Annotated in this window: 15 protein-coding genes; 11 read left to right on the forward strand and 4 right to left on the reverse strand. The window is 74.1% G+C overall.

All coding sequences use genetic code 11. The features are described from left to right. Positions 1-178 precede the first annotated feature (178 nt). The 4 genes from SGLAU_RS25615 (at position 179) to SGLAU_RS25630 (ending at position 4,078) form a co-directional block, all read left to right on the forward strand. Positions 179-634: a hypothetical protein gene (locus SGLAU_RS25615; RefSeq protein ID WP_043504836.1), complete on the forward strand. Its 456-nt coding sequence runs from the start codon at positions 179-181 to the stop codon at positions 632-634. A 75-nt stretch (positions 635-709) separates the two neighbouring features. After that, on the forward strand, positions 710-2,107 hold the full coding sequence (gene murC / locus SGLAU_RS25620; RefSeq protein WP_043504837.1) for a UDP-N-acetylmuramate--L-alanine ligase: 1,398 nt from the start codon (positions 710-712) through the stop codon (positions 2,105-2,107). Between the two features lie 13 nt (positions 2,108-2,120). Further along, on the forward strand, positions 2,121-2,528 hold the full coding sequence (gene msrB, locus SGLAU_RS25625) for a peptide-methionine (R)-S-oxide reductase MsrB (RefSeq protein ID WP_043504839.1): 408 nt from the start codon (positions 2,121-2,123) through the stop codon (positions 2,526-2,528). A gap of 182 nt (positions 2,529-2,710) precedes the next feature. Further along, on the forward strand, positions 2,711-4,078 hold the full coding sequence (locus tag SGLAU_RS25630; protein WP_043504840.1) for an FAD-dependent oxidoreductase: 1,368 nt from the start codon (positions 2,711-2,713) through the stop codon (positions 4,076-4,078). A gap of 163 nt (positions 4,079-4,241) precedes the next feature. On the opposite strand, the gene SGLAU_RS25635 is transcribed toward SGLAU_RS25630, so the two are convergent. The 4 genes from SGLAU_RS25635 to SGLAU_RS25650 form a co-directional block, all read right to left on the reverse strand. Next, positions 4,242-5,528, reverse strand: a complete 1,287-nt coding sequence (locus SGLAU_RS25635) for a cation:proton antiporter (RefSeq protein ID WP_052413885.1) — start codon at positions 5,526-5,528, stop codon at positions 4,242-4,244. 209 nt (positions 5,529-5,737) lie between these two features. Further along, entirely contained in the window at positions 5,738-7,729 is a 1,992-nt protein-coding gene (locus SGLAU_RS25640) for an alpha-glucuronidase (protein ID WP_043504841.1), read from the reverse strand. Positions 7,730-7,890: 161 nt separating this feature from the next. After that, positions 7,891-9,315, reverse strand: a complete 1,425-nt coding sequence (locus tag SGLAU_RS25645; RefSeq protein ID WP_043507023.1) for a sensor histidine kinase — start codon at positions 9,313-9,315, stop codon at positions 7,891-7,893. Positions 9,316-9,362: 47 nt separating this feature from the next. Beyond that, a complete protein-coding gene (locus tag SGLAU_RS25650) occupies positions 9,363-10,055 on the reverse strand; it encodes a response regulator transcription factor (protein ID WP_043504842.1) in 693 nt (230 codons plus the stop codon). A gap of 175 nt (positions 10,056-10,230) precedes the next feature. Between SGLAU_RS25650 and SGLAU_RS25655 the strand changes: the two genes are divergently transcribed. The 7 genes from SGLAU_RS25655 to SGLAU_RS25685 all read left to right on the forward strand — a co-directional run bounded on the left by SGLAU_RS25655 (position 10,231) and on the right by SGLAU_RS25685 (position 15,871). Continuing rightward, a complete protein-coding gene (locus tag SGLAU_RS25655) occupies positions 10,231-11,568 on the forward strand; it encodes a ferric reductase-like transmembrane domain-containing protein (protein ID WP_043504843.1) in 1,338 nt (445 codons plus the stop codon). 18 nt (positions 11,569-11,586) lie between these two features. Continuing rightward, positions 11,587-12,027, forward strand: a complete 441-nt coding sequence (locus SGLAU_RS25660; RefSeq protein WP_043504845.1) for an FMN-binding protein — start codon at positions 11,587-11,589, stop codon at positions 12,025-12,027. Between the two features lies 1 nt (position 12,028). Next, complete coding sequence (locus SGLAU_RS25665) at positions 12,029-12,763, forward strand: FAD:protein FMN transferase (protein ID WP_043504847.1); 735 nt, start codon at positions 12,029-12,031, stop codon at positions 12,761-12,763. Between the two features lie 180 nt (positions 12,764-12,943). Then, positions 12,944-13,321, forward strand: a complete 378-nt coding sequence (locus SGLAU_RS25670; RefSeq protein ID WP_043504848.1) for a hypothetical protein — start codon at positions 12,944-12,946, stop codon at positions 13,319-13,321. Positions 13,322-13,410: 89 nt separating this feature from the next. Further along, positions 13,411-14,559, forward strand: coding sequence for an ABC transporter ATP-binding protein (locus SGLAU_RS25675; RefSeq protein WP_078957898.1), 1,149 nt, complete (start codon positions 13,411-13,413; stop codon positions 14,557-14,559). Next, positions 14,556-15,206, forward strand: a complete 651-nt coding sequence (locus SGLAU_RS25680) for an ABC transporter permease (RefSeq protein ID WP_043504851.1) — start codon at positions 14,556-14,558, stop codon at positions 15,204-15,206. Before SGLAU_RS25675 ends, SGLAU_RS25680 begins: the two co-directional genes overlap by 4 nt. Then, the gene (locus SGLAU_RS25685; protein WP_043504852.1) at positions 15,203-15,871 is read left to right on the forward strand and encodes an ABC transporter permease; all 669 of its coding nucleotides are present in this window, start codon (positions 15,203-15,205) and stop codon (positions 15,869-15,871) included. Before SGLAU_RS25680 ends, SGLAU_RS25685 begins: the two co-directional genes overlap by 4 nt. Positions 15,872-15,885: the final 14 nt, after the last annotated feature.

Consider the following 15,885-nt stretch of genomic DNA (forward strand, 5'->3'; position numbering starts at 1 on the left):
TCCGGCTCAAGTGGAACGTGTCGCTCCGCTTGGCTCGCGCTGGGCACACTAGGACTCGCAGTACCCGTGCGATCACGGGGCAGGATGGTTTCCGCAGGGCCTGGCACGGTCCACGGAGGACTGAGGGCGACGAGGGCCCTCGAAGCAGAAGGGGCGCCTGGTGTTCACAAGCGTATTGATGATCGAGAAAGCCCTTACGTCCGCCGACGTGGAGTTCGTCACGACCCTGCACGGGGACGAGCCGGTCCGCTTCCACGTCCTGCTGCAGCCGCGCGGCGAGCAGGCCGACCGCCTGCTGCGGGCCATCGACGACCTCGCCATCGGCGCGGTGGAGGAGGCCGTGCGCGAGGGTGAGACCCCGGAGGGCGAGGAGGCCAGGAGCGAGGGCGAACGGGCCCTGGAGGTGTCCCTGGCGGCCCTGCGCGCCGCGGGCAGCGCCGCCGACGGGCGGCTCATCGAGGACCACCCCCTGGACTCCCTGAAGTCCCTGGTCGCGGAGGTCGGCGCGGACGAGGTGATCGTCCTGACCGACCCGCACTACGTGGAGGAGTTCTTCCACCGGGACTGGGCGTCGCGGGCCCGGCACAAGGTGGGCGTGCCGGTGCTCAAACTGTTCTCCCACAGCAAGGCATAGGCTTGGGCGGCGCGCCCCCGGCGGACCGCCGCGGGCGCGCCCACCGACGTACCGCACAACTGGGGAGAACAACGCATGGCACCCGGCCTTCCAACCGCCATGGACCGACCGCACTTCATCGGCATCGGCGGAGCCGGAATGTCGGGCATCGCCAAGATCCTCACGCAGCGCGGCGCCAAGGTCGCGGGCAGCGACGCCAAGGAGTCCGCGACGGCCGAGGCGCTGCGCGCGCTGGGCGCGACGGTGCACATCGGGCACGCCGTCGAGCACCTGGCCGACGACGCGAGCTGCGTGGTCGTGTCGTCGGCGATCCGCGCCGACAACCCGGAGCTGTCCCGCGCGGCCGAGCTGGGCATCCCGGTGGTGCACCGCTCCGACGCCCTCGCCGCGCTGATGGACGGCCTGCGCCCGCTCGCGGTCGCCGGCACGCACGGCAAGACCACCACCACGTCGATGCTCGCGGTCTCCCTCTCCGAGCTGGGCCTGAACCCGTCGTACGCCATCGGCGGCGACCTGGACGCGCCCGGCTCCAACGCGCTGCACGGCGACGGCGAGATCTTCGTCGCCGAGGCGGACGAGAGCGACCGCAGCTTCCACAAGTACGCGCCCGAGGTCGCCATCGTCCTCAACGTGGAGCTGGACCACCACGCCAACTACGCCTCGATGGACGAGATCTACGAGTCCTTCGAGACCTTCGCCGGCCGGATCGTGCCCGGCGGCACCCTGGTGATCTCCGCGGACCACGAGGGGGCGCGCGAGCTGACCCGCCGCCTCGCGGGCAGGGTGCGCACGGTGACGTACGGCGAGTCGCGGGACGCCGACGTGCGCGTGCTCTCCGTCGTCCCGCAGGGCCTGAAGAGCGAGGTGACCGTCGAGCTGGACGGCGCGCCGCTCACCTTCACGGTCTCCGTCCCCGGCCGCCACTACGCCCACAACGCGGTCGCCGCCCTCGCGGCGGGCGCGGCGCTCGGCGTCCCGGCGGCGGAGCTGGCCCCGGCGCTGGCCGCGTACACCGGCGTCAAGCGGCGCCTGCAGCTGAAGGGCGAGGCGGCCGGGGTGCAGGTGATCGACTCCTACGCCCACCACCCGACCGAGATGACCGCGGACCTGGAGGCCATGCGGGCGGCGGCCGGCGACGCCCGCATCCTCGTCGTCTTCCAGCCCCACCTGTTCTCCCGCACCCAGGAGCTGGGCGAGGAGATGGGCCGGTCGCTGGCGCTCGCCGACGCCTCCGCGGTCCTCGACATCTACCCGGCGCGCGAGGACCCGATCCCCGGCGTCACCAGCGAGCTGATCATCGACGCGGCCCGCGCGGCGGGCGCCGAGGTGACGGCCGTGCCGGACAAGGCCGACGTGCCGGAGGTGATCGCGGGAATGGCCCGCCCCGGCGATCTCGTTCTCACGATGGGCGCGGGCGACGTCACCGACCTCGGCCCGCGCATCCTGGACCGTCTGTCGAGCCAGTCGAAGTGAGGGGCTGAGACACATGTCGTACGACGTCGAGAAGCCGGACGAGCAGTGGCGGGCGGAGCTGAGCCCGGCCGAGTACGCCGTGCTGCGCCAGGCCGCGACCGAGCCCGCGTTCACCGGTGAGTACACGGACACCAAGACCAAGGGCGTCTACTCCTGCCGGGCCTGCGGCGCGGAGCTGTTCACCTCGGACACCAAGTTCGACTCCCACTGCGGCTGGCCGTCCTTCTACGACCCCAAGGACACCGACGCGGTCGAACTCCTGGAGGACCACTCGCACGGCATGGTGCGCACCGAGGTGCGGTGCGCCCGGTGCGGCTCGCACCTCGGGCACGTCTTCGAGGGCGAGGGGTACCCGACGCCCACGGACCAGCGGTACTGCATCAACTCGGTCTCACTGCGGCTGACGCCCGACGAGGGGTGAGGGGAGCCGAGGGCGGCGGCGCCGGCCGAACCGCCCCATAACGCCGTCGGCCCGCCCGCTGACCCGGGATACTGGTGACCCGTCAGGTCCCAGGCGACCCGGGGAGCGGATCGGTGAACCCTGCTGGAGACGAGGAGAGCCGGAGCCGGAGCGGCGTCCGGGACGGGCGGCACGCGGTCGTCGTGGGCGGCAGCCTCGCGGGGCTGCTCGCGGCCCATGTGCTCGCCGGCCACGCGGACCGGGTGACGATCGTCGAGCGCGACCGGTTCCCGGACGGGACGAAGCCGCGGCCCGGCGTGGCGCAGGGCCGGCATCCGCACGTGCTGCTGGAGGGCGGGCAGTTGGCGCTGGAGTCGCTGCTGCCGGGCTTCCTCGCGCAGCTGCGGGCGGCGGGGGCGCCACGCGTGGGCCTGCCCTCGGACATGGTGCTCAGGCAGGACGAGCGCTGGTTCCGCCGCGTCCCCGCGACGACCCACATGTACACCGGATCCCGCGCCCAGCTGGAGGAGCTGCTGCGGCGGCGGGTGCTGGCCGATCCGGTGATCGGCGTACTGGAGGGGACCGAGGCCGTCGGACTGGCCGGTGACGCCTCACGCGTGCGCGGCGTCCTGCTGCGGGACCGCTCCGACGGCGCCCGCGGGGAACCGCGCACCCTCGCGGCCGACCTGGTCGTCGACGCCTCCGGCAGCGGGACGAGGGCCCCGCAGTGGCTCACGGCGATCGGCGCGCAGGCACCGCGCGAGGAGACCATCGACACGGGGCTCGCGTACGCCTCCCGGGTCTACCGCGGCAAGGACGGCGTCCTCGGCGGCGACACCGTCGGCTACTACGTCTATCCCACCCCCGCCCAGGTCCACGGCGGCGGTGCGCTGCCGCTGGAGGACGGCACCCACCTGGTCATCGTCTCGGGGCTGCGGGGCGACGAACCGCCCACGGACGACGACGCGTTCGCGTCGTACGCCAGGCGGCTGCCGCATCCGCCGCTGCACCGCTGGCTGGACGAGGCCGAGCCGCTCTCCCCGGCGTTCGGCTACCGGCGGACCGCCAACGTCCGCCGCCGCTACGACCTGCCCGGCCGCCGCCCGGCCGGGTTCCTCGCGACCGGCGACGCGCTGTGCACCTTCAACCCGGTCTACGGGCAGGGCATGGCCGTCGCCGCGATGAGCGCGGCCGCCCTGCGCGACGCGCTGGCCGATCCGCGCCGCACCCCGACCACCGCGCGCGTGCAGCGGGCCCTCCTCGCGGCCTCCCGGCAGGCCTGGGACATCTCCGCCGGAGCGGACCGCGCGATGCCCGGCGCGACCGGCACCGCGGTCGCCGGCCGGCCCGTGGACCGCGCCGTCGGGTGGTACCTGGGGCGCGTCCAGGAGCGCTACCCGAGCGACCCCGTCGTGGGCCGCGCCTTCCGCGCCGTACTGACCCTCTCCGCGCCCGTCACCGCCCTGTTCGCGCCACCCGTGGCCCGGGCGGTCCTCTTCGGCGCGCCCCTGCCCGCGCCGGCGGAGCCGCCCGCGGCACCGGAGGAGCAGGGGACGGCCGCCCTTCCGTGAGGCGGGCGCGCTCCGGCGGCCGCCCCTTCGCACCGCGCGGCAGCCGGACCCGGACGCGCCGGCGCGGGAGGCGCTCCCCGCTCACCGGGATCACGCCGGGGCGCGCAGCCCCGCCACCACCGCCTGATCCCCAGTCCGTCCCGGGAACCCGAACGACACCGTCCTAGACGGCGGGGCCGGTCCCGCGTCCCGGGGCCGGGGCGGCCTCGGTGGCCCGGGGCGCGGGGCTGCCGGGACCGTCGGTGCGGTCGGGACGGCCCAGGACCCAGTTCAGCAGCGGGCCCGCCATCGCCGTCGTCACCACGGCCATGACGACCATGAGCGAGTAGAGGTCCTGGCCGAGGATGCCCAGTTGCAGGCCGACGTTCAGGACGATGAGCTCGGTCAGGCCGCGGGTGTTCATCAGCGTCGCCAGCGCGGTGGACTCCCGCACCGGCATCCGGTTCAACCGGGCCGCGGCGAACGCGCCCGCGAACTTGCCGCCGATGGCCACCGCGAGGATCAGTCCCAGGTCGCCGAGCCCGCTCGCGTCCAGCCCGGACAGGTCCACCTTCAGCCCGGCCACCAGGAAGAACACCGGCAGCAGCAGCGTGCCGCTCATCTGGCCGAGACGGTCGTGGACGTCCTCGCGCAACTGCGCGGTTCCCGAGCGCGGCAGGATCACCCCGAACAGGAACGCCCCGAAGATGTAGTGCAGGCCCAGCCACTCGGTGGCGGCGGCCGACAGCAGCAGACCGGCGAGTACGGCGGCGAGCACCGACGGGGTGAGCCGGAGGCCGGTCCTGCGGTCCGCGAACCGGCGGAGCAGCGGGCGCACGACGAAGAACATGCCCAGCAGGTAGGGCACGGCCAGCAGGATGCGCCACTCCTCGGGACCGGCCGAGCCGCTGATGGCGACCACCGCGGCGAGCAGGGACCAGGCGAGCACGTCGTCGATCGAGGCGCAGGCCAGCGCCACCACGCCGAGCGGGCTGCGGGACATCCCCCGGTCGGTGAGGATCCGGGCCAGCACCGGGAACGCGGTGATCGACATGGCGATGCCCATGAAGAGCATGAACGCCGTCCGGTCGGCGGCGGCGTGCTCGTCGAGGAGGTACAGGGCCAGGGCCGCGCCGAGACCGAAGGGCAGCAGGATCGAGCTGAAGGAGACGGTGGCGGCGAGGCTCCCGATGCCCCGGATCAGCGTGGCGTCCCACTCCAGGCCGATGATGAACATGAAGACGGCGATGCCGACCGCGGCGAGGGCGCTCAGCAGGGGCCGTATGTCGTCGGGGAACAGGGCGTCGGAGACCGCCCCGTGGAAGAGGGTCGGCCCCAGCGCGATGCCGGCCAGCACCTCTCCGATCACCGCGGGCTGACCGAGGCGGCGTGCCAGCGCGCCGAGCACCCGGGCCAGGATCACGAGCACGGCGAGGCCCGCGAGCAGCGCCGTCGTCTGTTGAGCGGTCATGTCGTCCGTCTCCGTCCGTCGCGGTCGGCAGAACTGCCTGGGGCGCATCCTCGCCGCTGCGTGCGTACGGTGAACCGGACCCGAAAATGGGCCGAAAGCAATGGGGAGGCGGGAGCGGCGGGCCGGGCAGGCCCGCCGCCGGCAGTGGTGGCCGTACCGGGCCGGCCGTCCGCCCGGGCCGCGATCCGGGGCGTAGCCGTGCCGCGGCCTCAGTGGATCCGGCGGCCGTGCGCGTCCGGCACGCCCGACATGCGGAAGAAGTAGCTGTTGATGTGGTCCCGCCACTCGCGGGCGCCGCGCACCTGCTCCTCGTACCGCTCCGCCACGCGCGCGTGCCGCCCGGGCTCCACCAGGCCGGCCAGCGAGGCCCACACCCGGCGGGCCTCCTCGACCTCCTCCACGCCCTCGAAATGGGTGTCGTAGATGTGCTGGATCACCGTCTTGCCGCTGTGCAGCACATGGCCGTAGGGCACGTGGTGGAAGAACAGCAGCAGCTCGTCGGGACAGGTCCGCGGGGACTCGTACAGCTCTGCCCAGGGGTTCGCGTACTGCGCCGCGTACCCGGTGCCCGTGGCGCGGCAGCGGTCGACGCCGACGCCGTCCCGGTCGGCGAAGTGGTAGGTGCCCCACGGGCTGTACTCGTAGCCGTCCACGGCCGGCCCGTAGTGGTGCCCCGGCTGCACCATGAAACCGACGCCGAGCGGGGCGGTGTACTTCTCGTACGTGCGCCACGAGCCGCGGAGCACCGCCCGCAGCCCGTCCCGCAGCCGCCCGGGGTCGCCGGTGCGCTCGGGCGTGAAGGTCAGCTCGATCCACTCGTCGAGGATCCCGTGCGGGTCCGCGCCGGGACGCCAGCCGAGCCGGCCGACGGTGTAGAGGTTGGCCTGGGCGAGCGGATGCCCCGTCCACCAGGGGTCGTCCCCGGCGTTGGAGACGGCGACCAAGGCGTCGGCCAGGTCACCCACGCGGCTCGCTCCGTCCGGCCGGAACCGCAGCACCTCGCTCCACATCGGCCCCAGCCAGCACACGTGCCGCTGCTGCCCGGTGTACTCCTGCGTGGCCTGCACCTCCACCGCGAGCCGGGTCCGCGGCATCGCTCCGAACAGCGGCGACACGGGCTCGCGGACCTGGAAGTCCATCGGGCCGTGCTTCACCTGGAGCACGGCGTTGCCGGCGAACTCCCCGTCCAGCGGCGCGAAGTGGTCGTACGCGGCCCGTGCCCGGTCCGTCGAGCGGTCCCGCCAGTCCTGGCGGTGGTCGTAGACGAAGGCCCGCCAGTGCACGGTGCCGCCGTACGGGGCGAGCGCGCCCGCGAGCAGGTTCGCGCCGTCGGCGTGGCCGCGGCCGTAGGCGAACGGGCCCGGCCGGCCCTCCGAGTCGGCCTTCACCACATACCCGCCGAAGTCCGGTATCGCCGCGTACACCCGCGCGGTCGTCTCCGCCCACCAGGCGCGCACCGCCTCGTCCAGCGGATCGGCGGTCGGCAGGCCGCCGAGGACCACGGGGGCGGCGAACGTCACCGACAGATGGGTGCGGATGCCGTACGGGCGCAGCGCGTCCGCCAGATCGGCCACCTCGCCGAGCCGGCCGGTGAGCAGCCGGGCCTCCTCCTCGTGCACGTTCACGTTGTTCACGGCCAGCGCGTTGATCCCGCTCGCCGCGAGCAGCCGCCCGTACGCCCGGACCCGGTCCAGGTCGCCGCGGGCCGCGCCGTCCCGCCAGAACAGCGAGCCGCCCGCGTAGCCGCGCTCCACCTGGCCCATCACGGGGTGCACGCGGACGTTGTCCCAGTGGTTGAGCATGCGCACGGCGAGCGCGGGGCGGTGCCTCTCGCGCGGGCGCCGCCCGGCGAACGCGGCCTCACCCAGGCGCACGACGTGGAAGAGGCCGTGCAGCAGGCCGTGCGGGGCGGCGGCGGTCACCGTGGTGCGGGCGTCGGCCCGCCGCAGGTAGAACCCTTCCGTGCCCAGCTCGCCCAGGTGCCCGGGGCGGACCCGGAACACCAGGTCGCATCCCTGGACGAGGCCGTCCGGTTCCGCGGCCCGGACCGCCGCGCCGCCGAACGCCGCGCAGGCCGCCGCCACTTCGGTGTGGACCGTGTCGGCGAGGGAGCCGGTCCCCGCGACGAGGACCCGTCGCGAGCCGAGGGCGCGGAAGGCCGGTGCGGGCAGCCAGGCGGGATCCGGAGCGGCGGCGGACACGGTCGGCGGGACCCCCTCGGTGCGCGGTCGGCGGGGAGAGTATCCACCGCCGTCGGTGCGCGCGCGAGGGGCAGGTCACCGGTTCACGCCAGGCCCGAAGCGGTCCGCCGCCCTTCGTCCCCCCGGCCGGGAACCTGCGGTGCGGGACGAAGCGACGCCGCTCACGGACGGTCCGCGGCAAGCCCCCGGGGGTGCACCGGCAGCCGCACGGTGAACTCCGTCCGGCCCGGCACACTCGCCACCTCGACGGTGCCGCCGTGCGCCCGCACCAGGGACGCGGCCACGGACAGGCCCAGGCCGCTGCCGCCCCGGTCGCGGCTGCGGGCCTTGTCCACGCGGTAGAAACGGTCGAAGACCCGCTCGCGGTCGGCGGCCGGGATCCCGGGCCCCGCGTCGGTGACCCGGACCAGCGCCGCCCCGGCCGAGACCGAGGCCGCCACGCACACCGCGGTCCCGGCCGGGGTGTGCACGGCCGCGTTGGTGAGCAGGTTGTCCAGCACCTGCCGGATCCGCTGCGGATCGAGCCGCAGCCGCACCGGCCCGCCCCCGGTCCGCACGGTCAGCGGATGGTGCGGGTGCCCGGCCCGGAACGCGTCGGCGGCCTGCTCCACCAGTTCGGCCAGGTCCGCCTCCGTCATCCGCAGCGGCGTCTCCGCCTCGGCCGCGTCCAGCCGGGCGAGCAGCAGCAGGTCGTCCAGCAGCACCCCCATCCGGGCGGCCTCCGCGCGCAGCCGCGCCAGGTGCCGTTCGCGTTCCTCCGGCGCGTTGGCCGCGGCGTACTGGAACAGGTCCGCGTAGCCGCGCACGGACATCAGCGGGGTGCGCAGCTCGTGGGAGGCGTCCGCGACGAACCGGCGCAGCCGCTGCTCGGCCCGCGCGCGCACCGCGAGGGAGGCGTCGATGTGCTCCAGCATCGTGTTGAACGCGGTGCGCAGCTCCTCCACCTCCGGGCCGCCGCCCGCCCGCGGGGCGCGCAACGGCAGCCGGGCCGCGGACTCGGACAGATCGTGCGAGGCGATGCCGTGCGCGGTGTGCGCCATGTCGCTGAGCGGCTTCAGCCCGCGCCGCAGCATCCGCCGGCCGAACACCACCAGCGCCAGCAGGGCCAGCGCGAAGGCGACCACCTGCACGGTGACCAGCTGCCGCACCGTGTCGTCGATGTCCTGCCGCGGCGCCGCGCTGACCAGCACCACCCCGGGCTCCACCTCGCAGCCGCGCAGCTGGAGGGTGCCCACGCCGTCGATCCGCGCGGTGCGGGTGAGGGGGTCGGTGCCGTCGCGGACCATGGCCTCGGCGAGCGCGGCGAAGGCGCGGGTGTCGCCGGGGACGTCGGAGGGCCTGCGCAGCCTGGCCTCGCCGCCGGTCACGTCGTACACCGCCGTGTACCAGCCGTAATACGGCTTGCGCCGCACTGTGCCGTGCTCGGCGGCGTCCTTGGTCTGCACGACCTGCACCAGCCGGAGCTGGTCGACGAGCTGCCGCTCCAGGTAGTCCCGCATGTACGCGGTCAGGGCCGTGCCGACCACGGCGAACACCAGCAGCGACAGCACGCCCAGGCCGAGGGCCAAGCGGGTGCCGAGCCGCATGCCGCGGCGGGCCCTTCGCAGCCGGGCGGCCAGGCGCCGGGCCCGCGTCACCCGTCCGCCCGCCGGATCACGTACCCGAAGCCGCGCACGGTGTGGATGAGCTGCCCGCGGCCGGCCTCGTCCAGCTTGCGGCGCAGCCGGCTGACCACCAGCTCCACCACGTTGGACCGGCCGCCGAAGCCGTACTCCCACACGTGGTCGAGGATCTGCGCCTTGGTGAGCACGGCCGGCGACCTGCGCATCAGATAGCGCAGCACCTCGTACTCCGTCGGGGTGAGGGTCAGCAGCGTCCCGTCGCGCCGCACCTGCCGGGTGTCCTCGTCCATCGTCAGGTCACCCACCCGCAGCACCGGCCGCTGCGCCTGCGGCCCGGCACTGCGCCGCAGCACCGTCCGCAGCCGGGCCATCAGCTCCTCCACCGCGAACGGCTTGACCAGGTAGTCGTCGCCGCCGCGGGTCAGCCCGGCCACCCGGTCGGCGACGCCGTCGCGCGCGGTGAGGAACACCACCGGCACCATGGTGCCCGAGCCGCGCAGCCGGTCCAGGACGCCGAAACCGTCCAGGTCGGGCAGCATCAGATCGAGCACCACGATGTCCGGGCGGAACTCCGCCGCCCGGCGCAGCGCCTGCTCACCGGTGTTCGCGGTGACCGCCTCCCAGCCCTCGTAGCGGGCGACCGTGGCGACGAGGTCGGCGATGGGCGGATCGTCGTCCACGACGAGGAGGCGCACTTTTTCCACCCGTTCATACTGCGCGACGCACCCGGACGGACCAGCCCCGGGCTGCGCCCGGACCCCGATCGATATCCACTTGAAAGTTGTACGACAGGAAATCGACAGGTACGGGCGGCCAAGCTCGGTGTCTCAGCCCCGATCCGCCGGGTGCCCGCCGGCCCCGACCAAGGAGTTGCCGTCCGTGACGACCGTCCACACGCCTCCGCGGCCCCCCACGGCGATACGTCCCGAGGTGGTGGCGCGCACCGGGCTGTACGCCCTGCTCGCCGCCAACGCGGCCGTGGTGGCCGTCCTCTTCGCCCAGGCCGGATTCGCCTCCAACGCCCTGATCGTGCTCGGCCGGCTGGCCGGCCTCTACGGCGCCCTGCTGATGGCCTTCCAGCTGCTCCTGGTGGCCCGGCTGCCGTGGCTCGACCGCCGGATCGGCATGGACCGGCTCACCCTGTGGCACCGCTGGACCGGCTTCACGCTGCTGTGGACGCTGCTCGCCCACGCCGTGTTCATCACCCTCGGCTACGCGGACTCCTCCGGCCTGGACCCGGTCGACCAGCTGGTCGACCTCGCCGAGACCGTCGAAGGCGTGCTCCGCGCGGTCGTCGCCCTCGCCCTGATCCTCGTCGTCGGCACCGTCTCGGCCCGCTTCGCCCGCCGCCGGCTGGCCTACGAGACCTGGCACTTCGTCCACCTCTACACCTACCTCGCGGTCGTCCTCGCCTTCACCCACCAGGTCGCCGTCGGCACCACCTTCGTCGCCTCGCCCGCCGCCACCGCCTACTGGTGGACCCTGTGGAGCGTCGCCCTCGGCTCCGTGCTGCTCGGCCGGCTGGTGCTGCCCCTGTGGCGCAACCTGCGCCACCGGCTGCGGGTCTCGGCCGTCGTCCCCGAGAACGACGACGTCGTCTCCGTCCACATCACCGGCCGTGACCTGCACCGGCTGCCCGCCCGGGCCGGCCAGTTCTTCCTCTGGCGGTTCCTCACCCGCGACCGCTGGTGGCAGGCCAACCCGTTCTCCCTGTCGGCGGCCCCCGACGGCCGCACCCTCCGGCTCACCGTGAAGGCGGCCGGCGACGGCAGCGCCGCCCTGCGCCACCTCCGGCCCGGCACCCGGGTCTTCGCCGAGGGCCCCTACGGGGCGTTCACCACGCTGCGCCGCACCCGTCCCGACACCGTCCTCGTGGCGGGCGGCGTGGGCGTGACCCCCATCCGGGCGCTGCTCGAGGAACTGTCCGGCCACGCCGTCGTCATCCACCGGGTCGCCACCGAACGGGACGCCGTGCTCCACGACGAGCTGCGGGAACTGGCCCAGGCCAAGGGCGCCGAGCTGTACCTGGTCACCGGCCCCGCCACCCCGGACAGGCTGGCCCCCGCCGAACTGGCCCGGCTCGTGCCCGACATCGCGGACCGTGACGTCTACCTCTGCGGGCCGCCCGGCATGACGGCCGCCGTCCGGCGCAGCCTGCGCGAGCTGGGCGTACCGAAGCCGCAGATCCACTTCGAGCGCTTCAGCCTGGCCGGCTGAGCGGCAGGGGGAGACACCGTGAAACGAGCACTGCCCGTCCTGGTCCTGACCGTCGCCGGACTGATCCCCGTCTGGCGGTACGCCCCGCCGCAGCAGGCCTCGTCGTCCCCGGACGGCGCCGTCGCCGCCCCGAGCCCCTCCACGCCGGCCCCGCCGTCCTCCTCTTCCTCTTCCTCCTCTTCTTCCTCCCCGGCCGCCGCAGCCGTGGTGGCGGGCCCCACCGTCGCCACCGAGAAGGGCGACGTGCAGGTGGAGGTGACGTTCGAGGGGGAGCGCATCGCGTCGGTGCGCATGCTGCGGCAGCCGAACCACCCGCAGACCACGAACGCCGTCCCGGTGCTGATCGAGGAGACCCTGGAGGCGCAGAGCGCGGACATCGACTCGGTGACGGGCGCGACCGTCACCAGCGAGGGCTACAAGGAGTCGCTCCAGGCCGCACTGGACGCGAGGGGAGCCTGAGGTGCGGCGCGTCGAGCACGTCATGGGTCTCCCCGTCTCACTGCGGATCGACGACGCCGAGATCCCGCGGGGGCTGCCCGACCGCGTCTACGCCTGGCTGCGCGAGGCCGACGAACGGTTCAGCCCGTTCCGGCCGGACAGTGAGGTCTCCCGGCTGGACCGGGGCGAGATCGCGCCCGGGGAGGTGAGCACCGGGCTCGCGGAGGTGCTGGCCATCGGCGAGCGGTACCGGGCCGCCACCGGCGGCGCCTTCGACCTCCGGGTGCCCGGCCGGGGCCTCGACCCGTGCGCGGTGGTCAAGGGCTGGTCGGTGCAGCGGGCGGCGGATCTGCTCACCGGTGCCGGGGTACGGCGGTTCTGCCTCAACGCCGGGGGAGACGTGGTCGTCGAGGGCGGGCCCTGGCGGATCGGCGTACGCCACCCCGAACAGGCCGGCGGGGTGTGCGCGGTGCTGGAACTCACCGCGGGCGCGGTCGCCACCTCCGGCCGCTACGAGCGCGGGGACCACATCCTCGACGCCCGCACCGGCCGTCCCGCGGCCGGCCTCCTCGGCGTCACCGTCGTCGCCCCCACCCTCACCGAGGCCGACACCGTCGCCACCGCCGCCTTCGCGCTGGGCCCCGAGGGCATCGCCTGGGCCGCGGGGCAGCCCGGCTGCGAGGTGTACGCCATCGATGCGGAACGCAGGGTGCGGCGCACCGCGGGGCTGCCGCTGGCGGGACCGGCGGCGGCCTGAGCGCCGTGCACGGGGCGGTGGCCGGGCACGGGGCCGGTGGCCGGGCACGGGGCGGCTGGGCGGTCGGTCGGGCACGGGGCGGGTGGCGTGTTCGGGGCAGGTGCCGGGGGGAAAGCCGCTCGGCGGGTCCGGGGCGAAAACCGCTCGATGTCCGGGCGGGTGCCGTGATCGACTGCGCGCATGAGTCTGACGGCCGAGGTCTTCCTGCTCCGGGAGGACGGCGACATCGACATCCTCGACACCCCGGCGGACTCCTGCGACCTCGCGGGACCGGAGAGCTGGCGGACCAGGGTCTGGGGATCGCGGACGATCCGCGGCCTCGGCGCCCGCTTCTTCCCCGCGCTCGTGCGGGGCGAGCGCGTCGCCCCCGACGAGATCCCGGCCTTCCTGCACGAATGCGCCCTGGTACGCGCCGGGCTGCGGGAGCTGGCCGAGCGGACCTGCCCGGCGGACCGCACCGTCGAACAGCACGCCGAGCACATCGGCAGCCGCCTGGCCTGCGTCGAGGCAACTGCCCAGCGCGCGGCGGGAATCGGCGGCGGTCTGCTGATCTGGTAGCCGTACAACCGGTCTAGACTCTCCCCGCAACGGCCCGCCGCCCGGCGAGAGCGGACAGCAGCTGCCAAACCCGAAGGGTGTTCGGCGTTTTGATACGGATAGATTCAGTCACCAAGCGATACCCGGACGGCACGGTGGCGGTCGACCGGCTGTCTTTGGAGATACCGGACCGGTCGATCACGGTCCTGGTCGGACCGTCGGGCTGCGGCAAGACGACGACCCTGCGCATGATCAACCGGATGGTCGAACCGAGCGCGGGGACCATCCTCCTCGACGGGGCCGACATCCGGCAGCGGCCCGTCAACGACCTGCGCCGCTCCATGGGTTACGTGATCCAGCACGCCGGGCTCTTCCAGCACCGCACGATCGTCGACAACATCGCCACCGTCCCCCGCCTGCTCGGCCGGAGCAAGTCCGAGGCCCGCGCCCGCGCCCGGGAGCTGATGGAGCGGGTCGGCCTCGACGCCTCCCTCGCCCGCCGCTACCCCTACCAGCTCTCCGGCGGCCAGCAGCAACGCGTCGGCGTGGCCCGGGCGCTGGCCGCCGACCCGCCCGTGCTGCTCATGGACGAGCCGTTCTCCGCCGTCGACCCGGTCGTCCGCAAGGGCCTCCAGGACGAACTCCTGCGCCTCCAGGACGAGCTGGGCAAGACGATCGTCTTCGTCACCCACGACATCGACGAGGCCGTCAAGCTCGGCACGATGGTCGCCGTCCTGCGCACCGGCGGCCGGCTCGCCCAGTTCGCGCCGCCCGCCGAGCTGCTGTCGAACCCCGCGGATCCGTTCGTCGAGGACTTCCTCGGCGCCGACCGGGGCATCCGCAGGCTCTCCTTCTTCTCCTCCGCCGGTCTCGAACTGCTGACCACGCCGGTCGTCGCCATCGACGCCACCGCCGAGCAGATCGCCGCCCGCAGCACCTCCGGCACCCCGTACCTGCTGGTCACCGGGGTCGACGGCAAGCCCCTCGGCTGGGCGGAGCCGCACGACCTGACCGCCGGCCAGGTGCGGCCGGAGCGACTGCTGCCGTGCGGGCGGCCCTTCGCGGCCGGCACGGACTCGCTGCGCGCCGCGCTGGACTGCGCGGTGCTGTCGCCCACGGGCTGGGCCGTCGCCGTGGACGGCGAGGGCCGGGCGGCCGGGGTGGTCTCCCAGCAGTCCATCGCCGAGGCCATCCGCGGCGCCCACGCGAGGGACACGAAGCCCGTGCGCGCCGAAGCCGCCCAGCGGGCCGCGCGATGAGCGAGCTCTTCGACCTGCCCAGCGACCTCCAGAACAGCTATCTCGGCCTGGTCGCCCTGCACCTGCGCATCGCCCTGCTGCCCGTGCTCGCCGGGCTGCTCGTGGCGCTGCCCGTCGCCCAGCTGTGCGTGCGGCTGCGCTGGCTGTACCCGCCCGTGCTGTGGGTGACCACCGTGCTGTACGCCGTCCCGTCGCTGGCCTTCTTCGTCGTCCTCATCGACTACACCGGCCTGAGCGAGCTGACGGTGATGATCCCGCTGGCCGTCTACAGCCTCGTGGTGTTCGTCCCCGCACTCGTCGACGGGGTCCGCTCGGTGCCCCGCGAGACCCTCGACGCCGCCACCGCCATGGGCTTCGGACCCGTACGGCGCTACCTCCAGGTGCAGTTGCCGATCGCGGCGCCCGCGGTCATCGCCGGCCTGCGGGTGGCGTCGGTGTCGAGCATCTCCCTGGTCAGCGTGGGGATGCTGATCGGCAACCAGGGCGCGCTGGGCAATCTGCTCAACAGCGGCATGATCTACCACCAGCCGCGCCTGATCTGGCTCTCCGTCGTGGGCACGGCCGTCCTCGCCATCCTGGTGGACGCCGCGCTGATCCTGCTGCGGGCGCTGGTGACGCCCTGGATGCCGAAGGGTGCCGCCCGGTGAACGTACTGCACTTCGTCGAGGCGTTCTTCAGCGACAGCGCCCACTGGCACGGTTACGACGGCATCCCCACCCGGCTCCTGGAACACGTCCAGTACACACTGATGGCGCTCGGCATCGCCGCCGCCGTGGGACTGCCGGTCGGCCTGCTCACCGGCCACACCGGACGCGGCGGCAACACCCTCGCGCTGATCGCCACCGCCGCCCGCGCCCTGCCCAGCTTCGGCCTGATGGTGCTGATGTTCGTGATCCTCGGGCTCGGACTCGCGCCCGTGATGATCCCGCTCGTGGTGCTCGCCGTGCCGCCCGTCCTGGTCACCACCTACGAGGCGATGCGCTCCGTCGACCCGGCGCCGGTGGACGCCGCCCGGGGCATGGGCATGAGCGAGGCGGGGGTGCTGCTGCGGGTCGAACTCCCGGTCGCGCTGCCGCTGATCCTCAGCGGACTGCGCTCGGCGGCCATCCAGATCGTCTCGACGGCGACCATCGCCGCGTACGTCAGCTTCGGCGGCCTCGGCCGGTACATCGTCGACGGCCTCTACCAGCGTGACTACGAGAAGGTCGTGGGCGGTGCCACACTGGTCGCCGCGCTGGCCCTGGCCACCCTGGGAGTGTTCTGGGCGGCGGGCCGCCTGGCGGTCTCGCGGGGCGTTCGCCGCAGCGGCTGAACCCGGAGGCCGCG

This window comes from Streptomyces glaucescens (assembly GCF_000761215.1).
Taxonomy (GTDB): domain Bacteria; phylum Actinomycetota; class Actinomycetes; order Streptomycetales; family Streptomycetaceae; genus Streptomyces; species Streptomyces glaucescens_B.